Origin of the sequence: Dyadobacter sp. CY312 (genome assembly GCF_021390535.1) — a bacterium.
In the GTDB taxonomy this organism is placed as follows: domain Bacteria; phylum Bacteroidota; class Bacteroidia; order Cytophagales; family Spirosomataceae; genus Dyadobacter.
This window is the reverse complement of record NZ_JAJUXG010000003.1, coordinates 327,635-344,123: the sequence shown is the minus strand read 5'-3', so window position 1 is coordinate 344,123 and position 16,489 is coordinate 327,635. Positions and strand designations below refer to the sequence as shown.

The following is a 16,489-nucleotide window of genomic DNA, read 5'->3' as shown; positions in this document are numbered from 1 at the left end:
TTCAATGCACTTTGCGTCAAATAGAGGATTTTACACACTTTATTAATCAAACCAATTAAGTTATTATGTCAATTAACATTCTAGACCTTGCCAATACCTACATCACAAAATCCAATGTTGAAAAACTAGCTGGACTACTTGGTGAAAATTCCTCAGGGATACAGGCTGCATTGGGAAGCATTTTACCTTCCGTTCTTGGAGGTATTATGCAGAAAGCATTAACTACCGTGGGTGCAGGAGAGATTTTAGATCTTACACGTGAAACCGAAGGCAATGATATTCTGGGAGGACTGTCATCTATTCTTGGTAATAGCACACAGTCTCAGGACTTGTTTTCACTAGGGTCTAAACTTCTTCCGGTTCTTTTTGGTAACAAAACTTCTGAAATAGCGGATGTGGTTTCCTCACAGTCAGGTATCAAAAAGTCTTCGGCGGCTTCGTTGCTAGGCTTCGCAGCACCATTGGTAATGAGTCTGCTTGGTAATCAAGTGAAATCTTCCGGTATGGGTTTATCTGGCTTCACTTCCCTGTTGATGAGTCAGAAAGATGCAGTACTTGGCGCTCTGCCATCTGGTATGGGCAGCATTCTTAAATTTGCTGACCTTGGAGATTTTAAAGGTTCGGAAGGACCGAAGAAAGTCACTTACAATGCTCCCGTAGAAAAGGAGGAAGGCTCATCAAAATGGATGATGTGGGTTTTGCTTGCTCTTATCGCAGCTGCGTTGGTATGGGCTCTTAAAACATGTAAGAAAGATGAAACAACCGTGGCGAGCACCGAGGCGACTCTGGATTCGGCAGGTCTTGCGGTAACAGATATGGTAGATTCTGCTGCAAGTAAAGTGAGCACGGGTCTGGATGCTCTGGGAACATTCTTTAAAAGAAAATTACCCAATGGAATTGAGCTTGATATTCCTGAATTTGGAATTGAGAACAAACTGGCAACTTTCATTGAAGATTCAAATGTTCCGGTTGATAAAACAACGTGGTTTAACTTCGATCGTATCAACTTTGAAACTGGTAGCAACAAACTAAGTGCAGAATCATTGGCTCAAACCAAAAATATTGCTGAGATCCTTAAAGCATTTCCAAAGGTAAGTTTGAAAGTAGGTGGATACACAGATAACACTGGTGACGCATCGTTGAATTTGAAACTTTCAAAAGAAAGAGCTGACGCGGTAAAAGCGGCTATCGTTGCCGAAGGTATAGAAGCAAGCAGACTTGATGCGGAAGGCTATGGTCAGGAGCATCCGGTGGCGAGCAATGATACAGAGGAAGGCAAAGCACAAAATCGCAGAATAGCGGTGAGAGTATTGACTAAGTAAGCGAATTGTTGGATATTGAAGGAAAGGGTGCGGTCTTTGGATCGTGCCCTTTTTTGTTGGCTTTATAAAACAGATTAAACCTTGTAATCATAGTTGATTGCTTATTTTTTATAATCTCAATTCAATTTATCTTAATTTAGAGCAACATCTGTCCATATCTACAAATGAGAATCCATCAACCATTACTTTCCATTTTGCTTATTTCCATCATTGCCTTATTGCCAAAACTGGCATCGGGGCAACAATTACAGTCTGGTCCGCAGGTTTTAACTTTCTTTTCCGATGCAGATGATACGGAACAACCTTATGGACTGTATTTACCAAAGAACTATGATCCTCAGAAGAAATATCCGCTGGTTATGATGCTTCACGGGGCGGGCTCCAACCATAGGCTTGCATTGAGAAGAGTGTTTGGGAAAAGTAATGCAGAAGGAGAAACGGATGCGGAAGCTACCCGATATTTCCCGGCTTGGGAAGATGTGGAGTACATTGTTGCCTCACCTTATGCACGTGGCACGGCCGGCTATCAGGGCATCCCGGAAGAGGATGTGTATGATGTTTTGGATGACGTTAAAAAGAGGTTTAATATAGATGAAAATCGGGTTTATTTAACTGGTTTGTCGATGGGCGGCGGCGGTACGCTTTGGCTAGGACTTACCCGACCTGACATATGGGCTGCAATTGCTCCCGTTTGTCCTGCTCCACCCGCCGGTACGATGGATCTTGCCATCAATGCGTTGAATTTCCCGGTTCATTTCTTCCATGGTGATGCGGATCCGGTTGTTCCTGTCGCGGGAACAAGAAAATGGGTTTCAGACATGCAGGATATGGGAGTGGAAGTTTTTTACAAAGAATTTGCGGATGTGAAACATGATAGTTGGGTAAATGCCTACGATAACGAATTCATTTTCGAATGGTTCGGACCGGCCGTACGGGAGCCATTTCCAAACAAAGTAAGATTCGTAAGTAAGCTATATAAATATAACAAGGCTTTTTGGGTGCAGTTTGATAAAATAAGCTATGGAATGCTCGCAGAGATCGACGCGAATTTTACTAAACAAAATTCTATTATTATTAAAAGTAAAAATTTAGAGTCTCTAAGTTTAAATCTCGCTGGTCATCCAAGATTTAAAGCAGGAGAGGACCTGAGTATTGAAATTGATGGAGTTAGCTTAAAAACCAAAACGGATAGTTCTGTCTCAATTGGCAAGACTAACAATAAGTGGGCAATTGTCAGTAAGGAATTTGGTAAGGATATTCTTCAAAAAAGGAAGGGTGCGGAAGGGCCAATTTATGATGCGTTTTCATCGAGACAGGTATACGTGTACGGCACCTTAGATAACCCTGCTGCAGATGAACTTGCTAGAAGAGTGAGCATAGCTAACAAGGCAGCCGACTGGTCTCAAAACCGCGGTCCGTTTCTTGGCAGAGTGTTGTTCTTTCCAATGGTTCTTTCCGATAAGGAGCTTAGGAAGTCGGATATTGAGACATCGAATCTGATCCTGTTTGGAACCAAAGAAACCAACTCAATCATTGCGCAACATGCAGCTAAACTTCCATTACATTTGAATGTCGCTGCAAAAGATTACGGTTTGTTGTATATCTTTCCAATTGGAAATCGTTATGTAGCGGTCAATTCCGGATTGCCCTGGTGGGAAGGTGCGGCAAATCAGGGATTTCCTTTTGTTCCCGTGGCGCACCGGAAGTTGTCCGGTTATAAAGATGTACTGTTATTTAAAAGCAATAGCAGCAATGTGGTCGCAGAAGGCTATTTTTCCGAATTCTGGAAGCTCTCTGGAAAACTGAAAGAAAGCGTGTTGCAACCAGGCGTGGTGACGGTCACTGAATAAGCACAATTATCATATTACTTTTATATTTTATACAATGAACGTCAACGAAAAGATTTCCCGGAAATCGTTTATTAAGGCAAGTGCTTTCGCATTGGCTACTCCGCTTCTGTCAAAGTTTGACCTGAACATGCCGTCTGCTTCCAAGATAGGGATTCAACTATACACTTTACGCGATGCTATCAGCAAGGATCTGGAGGGCACTTTGAAAAAGGTCTCGGAAATTGGGTACAAGGAGGTTGAATTGTTTGGATACAACGACGGGAAGTTCTTTGGCAAGACAGCTAAGGAGTTTAAAGCAATTTTAGCTCAGTACGGTCTTAAACCAGTGAGTGGACACTATGGCGCAGGGGTGGAGAATAAGACCACCAAAGGTACCTTGAGCAACGATTGGGAGCGTGCAGTTAATGATGCAGCGGAACTGGGTCATAAATATGTAGTTTGCGCTTACCTGACACCAGGTGAAAGAAAGTCGATCGAAGATTACAAAAAATATGTAGACCTGTTTAATAAGGCTGGTGAGACGGCTAAAAAGGCAGGGCTCCAATTTGCTTACCACAATCACGATTTTGAATTTTTGAAACTGGACGGAGAAATGCCCTACGATTATGTAGCGGGGAAAACAGATCCGAAGCTGGTTAAGCTTGAACTTGATCTATACTGGATCGTGAAAGCAGGGCTGGATCCGGTTGATTTATTTAAACAGTATCCTGGACGTTTCCCTCTTTGGCATGTGAAGGATATGGATAAATCGGACAAATCTTTTGCCGAAGTTGGAACGGGATCTATTGATTTCAAGAAGATTTTTGCTGCTAGAAAGACTGCTGGTTTAACCAACTTCTTTGTTGAGCAGGATGTTTCTAAAAGACCTGTCTTTGACGCAATCGCGACAAGTTATAAAAATGTTAAAGCTATGAAGGTTTAGGATTGGACTAGTAGATTGGACAAAAAAGAAGACCCGGCCGCATTGCAGCCGGGTCTTTCCACATTATGCAGATAAAAAAAATATTAATCAGCAAGTTGAAGTTTTAGCTCATTGAGCCTGCTTCTCAGAGAAGCATCTATCTGGCGATCATTAACACGAAGTACGTATCCACCAATCAGATTGGCATCTACTTTTTCTTCAAGTTCAATCGTTTTTCCAGTAGCAGAAGCAACAATATTGCTGAATTGCGTACGAAGTTCGTCAGTCAAAGGAACAGTAGTAACTACAGTTGCCTTTTGAACACCTTTAAACTCGTTGTATGCGATTATAAATTCGTCAGCAATTGCATCAAGAATTGCTTCACGGTTTTTCTTGGTAATAATCGTGAAAATGGCATAAGAAACCGCATTTACACGATCAGCGAAAAGAGCTTTCAGGATCGCCAGTTTTTTCTCGTGACGTACTACCGGGCTTTTCAATGCCAGCATCAGTCCACGATTCTTATCTGCGGTATCCTTGAACAATTTCATATCCTCAAATACTGCTTCCAATACGTTTTTCTCTTTTGCTAGTTCAATCAGTGATTTAGCGTATCTGGATGCAACTATACTAACAGACATAGTAATTGAATTTTATTAGATTATCCGGCTATTTTGAAACAGCCATTAAGATATAAGAAATTAGTTCAAACGGGCAGATGTTGCCAATTCGGCAATCAACGCCTGTTGTGATTCTTTATCTTTCAATTCACGGTGCAACACTTTTTCTGCAATTTCCAGTGAAAGCGTAGCCACCTCCTTGCGGATTTTAGAAACGGCAACCTGCTGTTCTGTACGAATTGTTTCACGAGCACTGTCAATGATTTTCTGAGCCTCAACAGCAGCAATATTTTTCGACTCTAAAATGGTGCGGTCAGCAGCATCTTTGGCATCACGAAGAATACGGTCACGTACAGCGTTGGCTTCTACGATAAGTTTCTCGTTGTCCGATTTCAGTTGGATCATCTCAGCTCTGGTTCTTTCAGCAAGATCCAATGCTCCTTGAATTTCATTTTCGCGGTCTTTAAGGCCTTTGATGATAGGCTTCCACGCAAATTTTGCCAGGATGAAAACAACCAGCAAAAATACCACCAGCATCCAGAAAATAAGACCTGGGTTAGGAGTAAGCAATGACATAGTATAAGATGAGTTTTAGTGGTAAAATATAAGGCAGATGTTGCCAGAATAATTAGTGACCTCTTTTGTTATTAAAATCCGTGGAAGCCTAATGCTCCCACAGGTAATTTTTTGTTTGCCTTCCTTTCGCCTAATGCGATTAAAGAAGTGAAAACCAGTTCGGCTTTCGTGCAGTGCTTTCTACTAAAGCTTGAAAGAAATAAGCAGACAGATTACCGCTGCGAACAATGCAACCGCCTCGATAAGTGCAGCGATGATAAGCATTGCAGTCTGGATAGCACCAGCAGCTTCTGGCTGACGTGCGATACCTTCTACTGCGCTTCCACCGATTTTACCGATACCAAGACCAGCACCAATAGCAGCAAGACCAGCACCGATAGCAGCACCGAAAACAGCTAGACCTGCACCACTTTGTTCTGCAGCCTGAAGTAAGATTTGAAGCAACATAATTGTTTTTGTTTTAAAATATATAATTAATAAAAAAGAGATTCAGATCAATGTCCGTGGTCAGCATGGCTATGTTCTTCAATAGCGCTACCGATGTACATGGACGATAAAAGGGTAAAGATAAATGCCTGAATAAAGGCTACCATGATCTCAATGAAGTTGAGGAACAAGGCAAAAAGCGATATTACAGGGGCAATCATGAAACTTTGGAATATGAAGATCAGACCAAAAAGACTCAGAAGGATAATGTGACCCGCTGTCATGTTGGCAAACAAACGTACCATCAGAGAGAAAGGCTTCATGAATACACCCACAATCTCAACAGGGATCATGATAAGCAACAATGGAACAGGTACGCCGTCAGGCTTAACAAGGTGTTTGTAGTAATGTCCGTTTGCTTTAAGGTGCGTAACAATAAATGTCAGAACCGCAAGTGTCATTGTCACCGCAATATTTCCTGTCAGGTTGGCTCCACCAGGAAGCAGACCTAAAATGTTATTGACAAGAATGAAGAAAAACAAAGTCAGCAGGTAAGGTAGGTATTTTTCGTATTTCGGGCCAACGTTAGGTTTAACCACGTCGTCACGAATGAAAAGTATAATCACTTCCATTGCAGACTGGAATCCTTTCGGCGCTTTTCCTTTATTATTTTGATATGACTTACCGATGCTAACAAAAATGAATACCAGAATGAAAGCACTCAGCAACATCGAAGCCACGTTTTTCGTGATTGAAAAATCGTACACTACTCGAGATTCGTCAACCGGTACTATTTTCTCTGAATCTCCGTGTACCAAATGGTATCCGTTGTATTCATGATGATCGTTGTGGAAATTGGAAGAAGAGAATACTTCAATACCGCGATCAGCAGAATAAAGAATAACAGGGAGTGGAATTGTAACACCGTGTGTAAATTCCCACTCATGAGAATCTGCAATGTGGTGCATGATCATCTCTCCAATGTTGAACTTTGCCTCTGACTCTTCCAGATTATGTTCAATTTTGTGCTCTGCCTGATTGATGCCTTCAGTCACCTTGTTAGGCTCGTGTTGGGCAGGTTCATCGGCATACGCCGGAACAGAAAAAAAGCAGGTTGCCGCTACAAGGGCAGTGGATATTAACAGTCTGAAATGCGTATACATAAATGCTTGAAATACTATGCTTTGTCAATCGCGGCGCAAGTTACAATACAAACCATATATTTCAAAGCATGTATAAAATAAATAGAGTGCAAAAAAGTTTATAACAAATAGAAATGAATCAGTTAGCCCTCTATATAAAAACAGCGCTATGAAGACGAGGCTCAGTATAAGCCTCCCAACAATGGTAGAAAGGTAAAATGTGACAAATTTTTCACGATTGTTTCTTAAGCCGAATTCCATGAGACGGTGGATAAGAAACGACAAGCCAAAAAAGAAAGCGAGTATGTACCAGATATCCGGGTGAATATAAGAATCGAACTTGAAATGCTGAGCAAGGAATAATACAATTCCAAGGATAATGGTAGCCAGTGTGCTGCGAAACATGATTGCGGGTTTTGTTACCGTTTGCCGGTTTGGGAAAGTCCTCTGATTAATAAATAAAGTGAAGCAGCTATGGAAGTCAGAGATAGAACCAGTGTCCAGACAGGAATTTTATTCTGCTGCCATTCATCAAGCTTGTAGCCTCCGTAGGTAAAAACAAGAATGGTGCCGAGCATTTGCATTGCCATGCCTGAGTATCTCAAAAAGCCGGAAGCTTTTCGAACCGGATCTTTCTGAGTTTCATCCTTTTTCTCGTCACTCATGGTATGCATTTGTATTTTCGATGCAAAATTGCTTCAAATTTTATAAATGGCGTTATCTTCGATACGTAATTATCGAAATTAGCGTTTTAGTTTTGCCCCTACAAGAGATCGAATCATTTATAAAGTTGTCGTTTGTGTTAAAGAATATAATGTCTGGTTTTCAGAAAATAGGCCTTTTTGTACTGATCTTGTGCGTTTCGGCTGCATGTTCGCAGTATAGCTCACGTCCGGTAGCAATTGGCGCACACAATTTTTCGGCCAGATACAATGCGTACTTCATGGCCGACCAGGATCTGGCGGAAGCCGAGTTTGCGATCAGAAAGGCATACATTGAAGATTATAATCAGTTACTTCCTATTTTAATTCCTCTTGATTCGGTATTGGCATTACCTGCAAAACCGCAATTGGAAAGTGCGATCAAAAAGGCTTCTATAGTTGCTGAGAAACATCAGAACAGCAAATGGGTTGATAATAGTTATGTCATTTTGGGTAAATCAAGATTATACCTGGGGCAATGGGCGGACGGGCTCGAAGCATTACGTTACGTATATGCAAACGGAAAGGATGAAAATGACAAGAATGTCGCGCTGATAGTTTTGATGAAAGCGTATACCTCACGAAAAGATTATTCGAACGCGCTTGGTGTTGCTGAGTATTTGAGTCAGCAGCCTTTGCCCAAATCCTCGTTGAAAGATTTTTATCTGACAAAGGCTTATTTGCACCAGCAAAATGGGGAGTACCTTACATCTGTTGCAATTCTGGAAGAGACTTTCCCATTACTCAAAAAGAATGTGGAAACAGCCAGGATACACTTTGCCGCCGCACAGATGTATGATAGGCTCGGGCAGTACGCCTTGGCAAACAAACACTATAAAGGAGTGATGAAAAACCGTCCTGGCTACGACCTGGGATTTTATGCGTCAATGAACTCCTTACAAAACAGGGTCATTCTGGAACCCAAATCGGATCTGGCTTCGGTTGGGTTTGACAAGATGCTAACGGATAGAAAGAACAACGATCTCCGGGACCGGATTTATTTCACAATGGGACTTCTTGCTGAGCACCGTAAAGATCTGCCTCAGGCTGTGGACTTGTTGCAAAAATCTGCGGCAGCTTCATCAGGTAAAAATCAGACCCAAAAAGCATATACATACCTTCAACTTGCCAGGATCAATTACGAGTCTCTGGAAAAATTTGAATTGTCGAAAGCGTATTACGACAGTGCTCTGGCTATTTTGCCTAAAGAAGCACCTGAATACCGGCTTGTGTCCGACAGAAAGCGTGCATTGGACAGCTTTGTGAATGAATTTACCATTGTTAACAGAGAAGATAGTCTGCAACGGTTGGCAGCAATGAATCCCGCAGCACTTGATAACAAAATTGATGCAATTATAGAAGAAAGAGAGAAGGCGCGTCTGGAAGAGGAAAAACGTGCGCGTGAGATGGCGGCAGCTGCTAATAATCCGGTGGTGTCAGGTGGCGGTGCGATCATTGATGGTAGCCAAAGGCGTTGGGAGCTATATGATCCGGCTTTGATCAACCAGGGGAAAATTGAATTCAAGAGGATTTGGGGAAACCGGGTTTTGGAAGATGACTGGCGTAGAAGTGGTAAACAGATGCGTTCGCTGGCGGCTGTTCCCGGAGCAGGTACTGATTCACTTGCTGCCGACGTGCCGGTGGACACTGAAATGAAAAAAGGAAGTGATGCATGGCTTGCTCAGCACGCGGAATTGAAGAAAAATGTCCCATTAAGCTCAGAAATGCTCGCTGTTTCGCAAAAGAACAAAGAAGATGCGCTATATAAATTAGGTAAAATTTACAGATTCGATTTGCATGAGGATCTCAGGGCGGTAACAACATTCAATCGTGTTTTAGACGAATATCCTAAGACCTTATATAAAGACGAGATTTATTACCTGATGTATCTTACTCTTCCAGAAGATGACAAAGGGAAGCTGGCGTGGAAAGACAAGTTACTTACCGAATTCCCGAATTCCACTTATGCAAGATTGGTGACTAAGGCTCCGGGAAAAGAAGGTACGTTGGCTGGTGGCAATCAGTTAAAAGAATATGAAGCGGCCTACGAATTGTATAACCAAGGGAGCTTCGCAAAAGCACTCGAAGATATTGAAGCAAATATGCCTTCGTATAAAGGCGGCGAACTGGAAGATAAATTTGCTTTGCTTCGTGTATTCCTGATTGGTAAAGTTCGTGGTAAAGAGGCTTATTCGCAGTCTATTACCGAATTTATCACTTTATATCCTTCAAGCAGCTACCTTCCACGATTGAAGGAAATGCAGGATCTTAGCTCGCTTTCTGGCGGAAAGAGATAGTTCCTGTTTTTTATATCTTTGTCTGTTTTTAATAAATACCCCAATTATATGATTGAATTACAACCAGGAAAATACCGTCGCAGCATTATCCGTCTCTGGAGATTTGTGGGGCTCGGCCTGGGACTGATCATTTTTTACGTTGTTGCCGTAAGTTTTAATTTTTTCTGGCTTTTCGGTGGAATGCCTGATTTGAAAACGCTGGAAAATCCTAAGAGTGAACTTGCTTCGGAACTGATTTCGGAAGATGGCAAGTCGCTTGGGAAATACTTCTTTGAAAATAGAACGCCTATTGAAATAGGTCAAATATCTCCCAATCTGCTAGAGGCACTTTTGGCGACAGAAGATGCACGTTTTGTTAATCACTCAGGGATAGATCCACGAAGTTTACTTCGTGTGGTAAAAGGTGTGGTGTCTGGGAATTCAAGTTCTGGTGGTGGTAGTACGTTGACACAACAGGTAGCCAAAAACTTGTTTCAAACCCGTTCGGAAAAATACAGAGGTATTTTGGGATATATCCCGTTGGTTCGTACAGTTATTTCAAAAACCAAGGAATGGATTCTTGCGGTGATTCTGGAAAGGAAATATACGAAGCAGGAAATTCTGAAAATGTACCTGAACACCGTATCATTCGGTAATAATACTTACGGTATCAAAGTTGCTGCAAAAACCTATTTCAATAAAGAAGCCTGGGATTTGAATGTACCTGAATCTGCTATTTTGGTGGGGATGCTTCAAAATCCAACATTGTATAATCCGTTACGCTTTCCTACCAATACGCTGAACAGAAGGAATACGGTCATGTCGCAGATGGTAAAATATGACTATCTGCCAGAGGAAAAGTTTTTGGTTTACAAAGAACAGCCTCTTAATCTCGACTTTACGGTTGATAATCATAATTCTGGTTTGGCTCCTTATTTCAGGGAATCCATGCGAAACTATCTGAAAAGCTGGGTGAAGCTGTATAATGAAGAACACGATACAGACTTGGATTTATATACAAGCGGATTAAGAATCTATACTACGATTGATTCCCGTATGCAGCGTTACCAGGAGCAGGCTGTGCAGGAGCATATGAAGCAACAGCAGAAGCTTTTTGATGAGCACTGGAAAGGCAGAAATCCATGGATTGATGCAAACGGAAAAGAGATTCCTGGTTTTATCAACAGAGCTGTAAAAATGTCTCCACATTTTATTGCCCTTAAAAAGGATTTAGGCGAGGAAAAAGCTTGGGAGATTATGCGGAAACCTTATAAAATGAAGGTGTTCTCCTGGGAAGGTGAAAAGGAAGTGACGATGAGCCCGATCGATTCAATCGCTTATTACAAGCGGTTTCTGAGAGTCGGGATGATGTCGATGGATCCGCGTAACGGGCACATCAAGGCATGGGTTGGTGGTATCAATTTCAAACATCTTAAATACGATCACGTTAAACAAGGGAAGCGTCAACCGGGATCTACCTTTAAACCGTTCGTGTATGTATCGGGACTGGATAAGAGTTTCCTGACTCCTTGTGATCATGTGACTGATGCACCGGTATATTTCGGTCCAAGTGACGGCGTGCCGGGAGGCTGGTCGCCAAAAAACTCTGATAATAAATACTCTTACCGATCGCTCTCACTGAGGCAGGCTTTGGGTAAATCAATCAATACGGTAAGTGCGCATATCATGAAGATGGTAAGGCCAAAAACGGTTGTTGAGTACGCACATAAATTGGGAATTACCAGTCCGCTGGAAGAAAAGCCCTCTTTATGTCTCGGTATCAGTGATGTATCTGTGTATGAAATGGTCGGTGCTTATTGCTCTTTTGCCAATGGCGGACACAGAACAGAGCCAATGACGATTCTTCGTATTGAAGACCGCCATGGAAATATTTTGCAGCAATTCTACCAGAAACAAAATCAGGAACTGAGCGAGAATATGGCATATAATATGTTGTACCTCATGCGTGGTGCTGTGGAAGATCCGGGTGGAACAGCTGGTCGTCTGCGTCAATATGGCGTAACGGAGGGAAATGAAATTGCTGCAAAAACCGGTACGACTTCCAACTATTCTGATGGTTGGTTCATGGGGATGACGCAGCATCTGGTTTCAGGTATCTGGGTTGGTGGTGAAGACAGAAGTATTCACTTCCGGACCATTGCTCTCGGGCAAGGTGGACGTATGGCCATGCCAGCCTGGGGACTTTTCATGCAGAAAGTTTACAACGACCAGACTTTAACAGAGTATAGAAAAGGACCATTTAACAAACCTGATAACTACGTACGTGACTGCGGAGGATTTGCCACCGATAGTACCGATACATACATTCCGCCTTCAAGGTCGGACGACGAAGGCGTATTGTTCTAATCACCTCAAATCATGCGGATACTTATTGCCCCTGACAAATTTCGCGGATCTTTGGAAGCAGACGAGGTATGCAATGCCGTGGAAGCGGGCATTTTACTCGCATATCCTGCTGCCGAAATTACGGCAATACCGTTAGCGGATGGAGGAGAGGGTACAATGGAAATCCTGACAAACCTTTCCAGAGGGACACTTGTAAATGTTTCCGTTCAGGATCCACTGGGGCGATCAGTAAATGCCCAATATGGTTTGTCAGAAGATGGGAACACTGCTTTCCTCGAAATGGCAGTTGCATCAGGTTTAAAGCTACTTTCCAGAGAGGAATACAATCCAATGAAAACAAGTACTTATGGCACAGGTCAGCTTTTGCTTGATGCCATAGAGAAAGGTGTAAAAAATATTATTCTCGGAATAGGAGGAAGCGCAACAACGGATGGAGGGATCGGGATGGCTGCTGCATTGGGTTACCGTTTTTTCGACCGATCTGAAAATTTATTAGAACCTGTCGGTGGAAATCTGTCGCTTATTTCAAGAATTGATTCCGAACAGGTTCATAAAGGATTTGATTCGCTGAATGTGATCGTAGCCTGTGATGTTACAAATCCATTATTTGGAAAAAATGGTGCAGCTTACATCTACGGCCCTCAAAAGGGAGCTGATTCTGAAATGGTGGAATTGTTGGATAAGGGATTAAAAAACCTTGCTGATGTTGCCTCCAAAACTTTTGGAGAAGATGTAAGTAATGTCCCAGGATCAGGTGCTGCCGGAGGACTAGGAGCTGGTTGTATGTGGTTTCTGAATGGAAAGCTGCAAAATGGTGTGGGCATTGTGATGGAGCAGGCTGGTATTGAAAAACTTGTTCAAAATTCGGATCTGGTAATAACCGGTGAAGGGAAAGTAGACGAACAAACTTTGAGTGGAAAAGTGGTACAGGGACTGGCCGGCATTTGTAAAAAATACAATGTTCCGCTGGCTGTGGTTTGCGGTACACTTTTAATATCTCCTGAAGAAACCCGTTCAGCTGGCATTACCTATGCGGTTTCAGTATTGAATAAACCGATGGATCTGGATGCCGCACAGCGCAATGCTTTTACCCTGGTTAAAGAAGCAACTTTTAATCTGGTACGCTTGTTTTTCAAACAATAGTAACAAAATTGGCTCAATTTTCTGCCAAGCACATTTTCTGCACCTGAACTATATCAATGCCAGAGTTTAATTATAAAGAAGAACTTTCCAAGATTCCGTTTGATCCCGGTGTATACCGTTATTTCGATGAAACGGGAGAGGTGATTTACGTTGGAAAAGCGAAAAGTCTCAGGAACAGGGTGTCGAGTTATTTCCTGAAATCAAATCAGCATGACCGTAAAACCAAACGTCTTGTCAGCCAGATACGACGGATTGAATATACCATCGTTTTAAGTGAATGGGATGCGTTGCTTCTGGAAAACCAGCTGATCAAACAACTTCAACCGAAGTTCAATATCCTGCTGAAAGACGATAAGACCTATCCTTTTATCTGCGTAACCGATGAGCCTTTTCCACGCGTTTTTGTAACCAGAAATCTCGATCGTAAAAAGGGGACTTTCTATGGACCATTTGCCCAATTACGCTCCATGCATGCTTTGCTGGATATGTTTAAGGCACTTTATACGATACGCTCCTGCCAATTGCCTCTTACCAAGAACAATATCGAAGCCGGGAAATTTAAGGTTTGTCTGGAATACCATATTGGCAATTGTAAAGGACCTTGCGAAGGTTTACAGGCCGAGGATGATTATAATGTAGAAATTGAGCAGGTTCATCACATTCTAAAAGGTAACCTGACACAGCCGCAGCAATATTTTAAAGACCAAATGCTGGCTGCCGCGGAGCAAATGGCCTTTGAACAGGCACATACATGGAAAACCAAGATAGAACATCTGTCTATTTTTCAGAGTAAGGCAACGGTTATCAATCCTAAAATTGGCAACATCGATGTATTAACGATTGTTTCCGACGAAGATGCGGCTTATCTCAACTTTATGAAAATTAAGCAGGGATATATGGTCGCTGCGCAAACAATCGAAATCAAGAAGAAACTGGATGAGAGTGATGCTGAAATCCTGGCGATGATGATCGTGGAAATGCGCACTAAATACGGTAGTGAAGCAAGAGAGCTGATATCGAATATCAAGCCCGATCTGGAAATGAAGCTGGAAGTACTGGTGCCTCAGATTGGGGATAAGAAAAAGCTACTGGATATGTCCATGAAAAATGTGATGTATTTCAGGCGTGAAAAAGCGGAGCGGAGAGAAGTTGAAGCATCTGCCAGTTCTTCTAAAAAAGATCGTGTATTGATCCGGCTAAAAACCGACTTGCAGTTAAAAACATTACCAAGACATATTGAGTGTTTTGACAACTCCAACATTCAGGGTACCAATCCGGTGGCTGCGATGGTCTGCTTTAAAGAAGGAAAAGCTTCTAAAAAGGATTACAGGCATTTTAATATAAAAACGGTTATTGGTCCTAATGACTTTGCTTCCATGAACGAGGTGGTCGGCAGGAGATATTTGCGGATGATTGCGGAGAACGAAAGCCTGCCGGATTTAATCGTGGTGGATGGTGGAAAAGGCCAGCTTAGTGCTGCCTGTGACGCTCTGAAAAGTCTGGGTATATATGGTCAGGTTCCGATTATTGGTATTGCCAAAAGATTGGAGGAAATCTATTTCCCGGAAGATTCTTTGCCGTTGTACATTGACAAAAAATCTGAATCGTTGAAGCTGATTCAGCAGATCAGGGATGAGGCACACCGTTTTGCGATTACTTTTCACCGGGATAAACGTAGTAAAGGAAGCCTTGTAAGTGAGCTTGAAGGTGTTGATGGCGTAGGTAAAGTGACGGCGACCAAACTCTTAAAACATTTTGGTTCTGTCAGAGCAATCCGTGAAAGTTCGGTTGAAACACTTACCAGCTTAATCGGTTTGGATAGGGCAAAAAAGGTACGAGCCTATTTTGATACCATGTCGCAGGGATAATTTGACTACCTGCTATTTCCCAACCGATTGGCCAACAATGTAACCCGTTGTCCAGGCGTTCTGGAAATTAAATCCACCCGTAATTCCGTCCACATCCATTACTTCCCCGGCAAAATATAAGCCGGGTACTTTTTTGCTTTCAAGGTTTTCGGGATTGATGTCAGAAAGTGTGACACCTCCGCAGGTTACAAATTCTTCCTTGAAAGTAGTTTTCCCTTTTACATCAAACTGACTGTTGTTTAGCAGATCTGCCAATCGGTTCAGTAATTTGTGAGGTGCCTCCGACCAGATAAGTCCATCCGGTATTTCAGCCTGTTCGGCAAACGCCTTCCAAAGTCTTGAAGGAATGCCAAATTTTGCGTGAGAAGAAATTTGCTGTTTAGGAGTTTTCGTTTTTTCGCCAACAAAAAAATCCCTTAACTGCTGTTCATTCAGATCCGGAACCCAGTTGATCCGGCACGAAAAATTATAGTTATTTTCAGCAAGATCTCTGGCACCCCAGGCAGACAGTTTAAGTACGGCAGGTCCGCTGAATCCCCAGTGTGTGATCAATACTGGTCCACGCCATTCGTGTTTGGTACCAGAAATTTTCACCAAAACATCCTGTACAGAAACACCTGCCAATGGAAGCAGATAATTTCCTGGAGTGTTAAACGTGAAAAGGGAAGGGTTAGGCGGAACGATCTGATGGTTATGTTCTTTGATCCAATCAAAACCAGTCTCTTTGGGATATCCGCCCGTAGCAATAACCAGGCGATCGGCAAAGAGCTCCTGACCGTCATCCAAATGTAAACTGAAACCGATTTTAGAATCTGAGGCGTACTTGAACGACTTAACACCGGTCGAGGTACTGATTTTTATTCCCAGGTTTTTGGCAGTTCTAAGCAGGCATTCAATGATCGTGTGCGATGAATCAGTCACAGGAAACATTCTGCCATCCACTTCAACCTTTAATGAAACTCCGCGTTTTTCGAACCATTCAATTGTGTCTTTTGGTCCAAAACGAAGAAGCAGTTTTCGCAGTAATTTTTCCCCTCTCGGGTAATTTTTAATGAAAAATCTTAAATCCGAAGGTTGATGCGTCACATTACAACGTCCTCCACCAGAAATCCGGACTTTATTTAGGACGGTTTTATTTTTTTCCAGAATGTGTATATGTGAATCGGGAAAGGTCTCGGCTGCTGTAATAGCCGCCATGAAACCAGATGCACCTCCTCCGACAATGATAATTTGCATAAGCAGGGAATGATATTGGGTACAAAAATGAAGGTAAGTTTTTAAAAACTGGAAATTCTTT

Annotated in this window: 13 protein-coding genes; 7 read left to right on the top strand and 6 right to left on the bottom strand. The window is 42.3% G+C overall.

Going from position 1 to position 16,489, the window contains the following annotated elements; translation table 11 throughout:
- The first annotated feature begins 65 nt into the window (after positions 1-65).
- From LZG71_RS05585 to LZG71_RS05575, 3 genes are all read left to right on the top strand, one after another.
- A complete protein-coding gene (locus LZG71_RS05585) occupies positions 66-1,322 on the top strand; it encodes an OmpA family protein (RefSeq protein WP_233817849.1) in 1,257 nt (418 codons plus the stop codon).
- A gap of 164 nt (positions 1,323-1,486) precedes the next feature.
- Positions 1,487-3,172, top strand: coding sequence for an alpha/beta hydrolase-fold protein (locus LZG71_RS05580; protein ID WP_233817847.1), 1,686 nt, complete (start codon positions 1,487-1,489; stop codon positions 3,170-3,172).
- A 34-nt stretch (positions 3,173-3,206) separates the two neighbouring features.
- Positions 3,207-4,094, top strand: coding sequence for a sugar phosphate isomerase/epimerase (locus tag LZG71_RS05575; protein ID WP_233817845.1), 888 nt, complete (start codon positions 3,207-3,209; stop codon positions 4,092-4,094).
- Positions 4,095-4,177: 83 nt separating this feature from the next.
- Here LZG71_RS05575 and atpH read toward each other — a convergent pair whose 3' ends face one another.
- From atpH to LZG71_RS05550, 5 genes are all read right to left on the bottom strand, one after another.
- A complete protein-coding gene (gene atpH / locus LZG71_RS05570) occupies positions 4,178-4,714 on the bottom strand; it encodes an ATP synthase F1 subunit delta (protein ID WP_233817843.1) in 537 nt (178 codons plus the stop codon).
- Positions 4,715-4,774: 60 nt separating this feature from the next.
- The gene (gene atpF, locus LZG71_RS05565; protein WP_233817841.1) at positions 4,775-5,269 is read right to left on the bottom strand and encodes a F0F1 ATP synthase subunit B; all 495 of its coding nucleotides are present in this window, start codon (positions 5,267-5,269) and stop codon (positions 4,775-4,777) included.
- A gap of 183 nt (positions 5,270-5,452) precedes the next feature.
- Positions 5,453-5,716, bottom strand: a complete 264-nt coding sequence (gene atpE, locus LZG71_RS05560) for an ATP synthase F0 subunit C (protein ID WP_031525687.1) — start codon at positions 5,714-5,716, stop codon at positions 5,453-5,455.
- 47 nt (positions 5,717-5,763) lie between these two features.
- The gene (gene atpB / locus LZG71_RS05555; protein WP_233817839.1) at positions 5,764-6,858 is read right to left on the bottom strand and encodes a F0F1 ATP synthase subunit A; all 1,095 of its coding nucleotides are present in this window, start codon (positions 6,856-6,858) and stop codon (positions 5,764-5,766) included.
- 398 nt (positions 6,859-7,256) lie between these two features.
- Positions 7,257-7,502, bottom strand: a complete 246-nt coding sequence (locus LZG71_RS05550; protein ID WP_233817837.1) for an AtpZ/AtpI family protein — start codon at positions 7,500-7,502, stop codon at positions 7,257-7,259.
- Positions 7,503-7,636: 134 nt separating this feature from the next.
- On the opposite strand from LZG71_RS05550, the gene LZG71_RS05545 reads away from it, so the two are divergent.
- The 4 genes from LZG71_RS05545 to uvrC are packed head-to-tail and all read left to right on the top strand — an operon-like array spanning position 7,637 to position 15,192.
- On the top strand, positions 7,637-9,835 hold the full coding sequence (locus LZG71_RS05545; RefSeq protein WP_233817835.1) for a tetratricopeptide repeat protein: 2,199 nt from the start codon (positions 7,637-7,639) through the stop codon (positions 9,833-9,835).
- Between the two features lie 48 nt (positions 9,836-9,883).
- Positions 9,884-12,181 carry a transglycosylase domain-containing protein gene (locus LZG71_RS05540; protein WP_233817833.1) on the top strand — a complete coding sequence of 766 codons (2,298 nt, stop codon included), beginning with the start codon at positions 9,884-9,886 and terminating at the stop codon, positions 12,179-12,181.
- 12 nt (positions 12,182-12,193) lie between these two features.
- Complete coding sequence (locus tag LZG71_RS05535; protein ID WP_233817831.1) at positions 12,194-13,324, top strand: glycerate kinase; 1,131 nt, start codon at positions 12,194-12,196, stop codon at positions 13,322-13,324.
- 56 nt (positions 13,325-13,380) lie between these two features.
- Positions 13,381-15,192: an excinuclease ABC subunit UvrC gene (uvrC, locus tag LZG71_RS05530; protein WP_233817829.1), complete on the top strand. Its 1,812-nt coding sequence runs from the start codon at positions 13,381-13,383 to the stop codon at positions 15,190-15,192.
- Positions 15,193-15,204: 12 nt separating this feature from the next.
- On the opposite strand, the gene LZG71_RS05525 is transcribed toward uvrC, so the two are convergent.
- Positions 15,205-16,428 (bottom strand): NAD(P)/FAD-dependent oxidoreductase, encoded by a 1,224-nt coding sequence (locus tag LZG71_RS05525; protein WP_233817827.1) that lies wholly within the window; start codon positions 16,426-16,428, stop codon positions 15,205-15,207.
- Between the last annotated feature and the right edge of the window lie 61 nt (positions 16,429-16,489).

Bases quoted from the DNA above. Each gene is read 5' to 3' on its own strand.
- LZG71_RS05585 (WP_233817849.1), top strand. From the start codon at position 66: ATGTCAATTAACATTCTAGACCTTGCCAATACCTACATCACAAAATCC.
- LZG71_RS05580 (WP_233817847.1), top strand. From the start codon at position 1,487: ATGAGAATCCATCAACCATTACTTTCCATTTTGCTTATTTCCATCATT.
- LZG71_RS05575 (WP_233817845.1), top strand. From the start codon at position 3,207: ATGAACGTCAACGAAAAGATTTCCCGGAAATCGTTTATTAAGGCAAGT.
- atpH (WP_233817843.1), bottom strand. From the start codon at position 4,714: ATGTCTGTTAGTATAGTTGCATCCAGATACGCTAAATCACTGATTGAA.
- atpF (WP_233817841.1), bottom strand. From the start codon at position 5,269: ATGTCATTGCTTACTCCTAACCCAGGTCTTATTTTCTGGATGCTGGTG.
- atpE (WP_031525687.1), bottom strand. From the start codon at position 5,716: ATGTTGCTTCAAATCTTACTTCAGGCTGCAGAACAAAGTGGTGCAGGT.
- atpB (WP_233817839.1), bottom strand. From the start codon at position 6,858: ATGTATACGCATTTCAGACTGTTAATATCCACTGCCCTTGTAGCGGCA.
- LZG71_RS05550 (WP_233817837.1), bottom strand. From the start codon at position 7,502: ATGAGTGACGAGAAAAAGGATGAAACTCAGAAAGATCCGGTTCGAAAA.
- LZG71_RS05540 (WP_233817833.1), top strand. From the start codon at position 9,884: ATGATTGAATTACAACCAGGAAAATACCGTCGCAGCATTATCCGTCTC.
- LZG71_RS05535 (WP_233817831.1), top strand. From the start codon at position 12,194: ATGCGGATACTTATTGCCCCTGACAAATTTCGCGGATCTTTGGAAGCA.
- uvrC (WP_233817829.1), top strand. From the start codon at position 13,381: ATGCCAGAGTTTAATTATAAAGAAGAACTTTCCAAGATTCCGTTTGAT.
- LZG71_RS05525 (WP_233817827.1), bottom strand. From the start codon at position 16,428: ATGCAAATTATCATTGTCGGAGGAGGTGCATCTGGTTTCATGGCGGCT.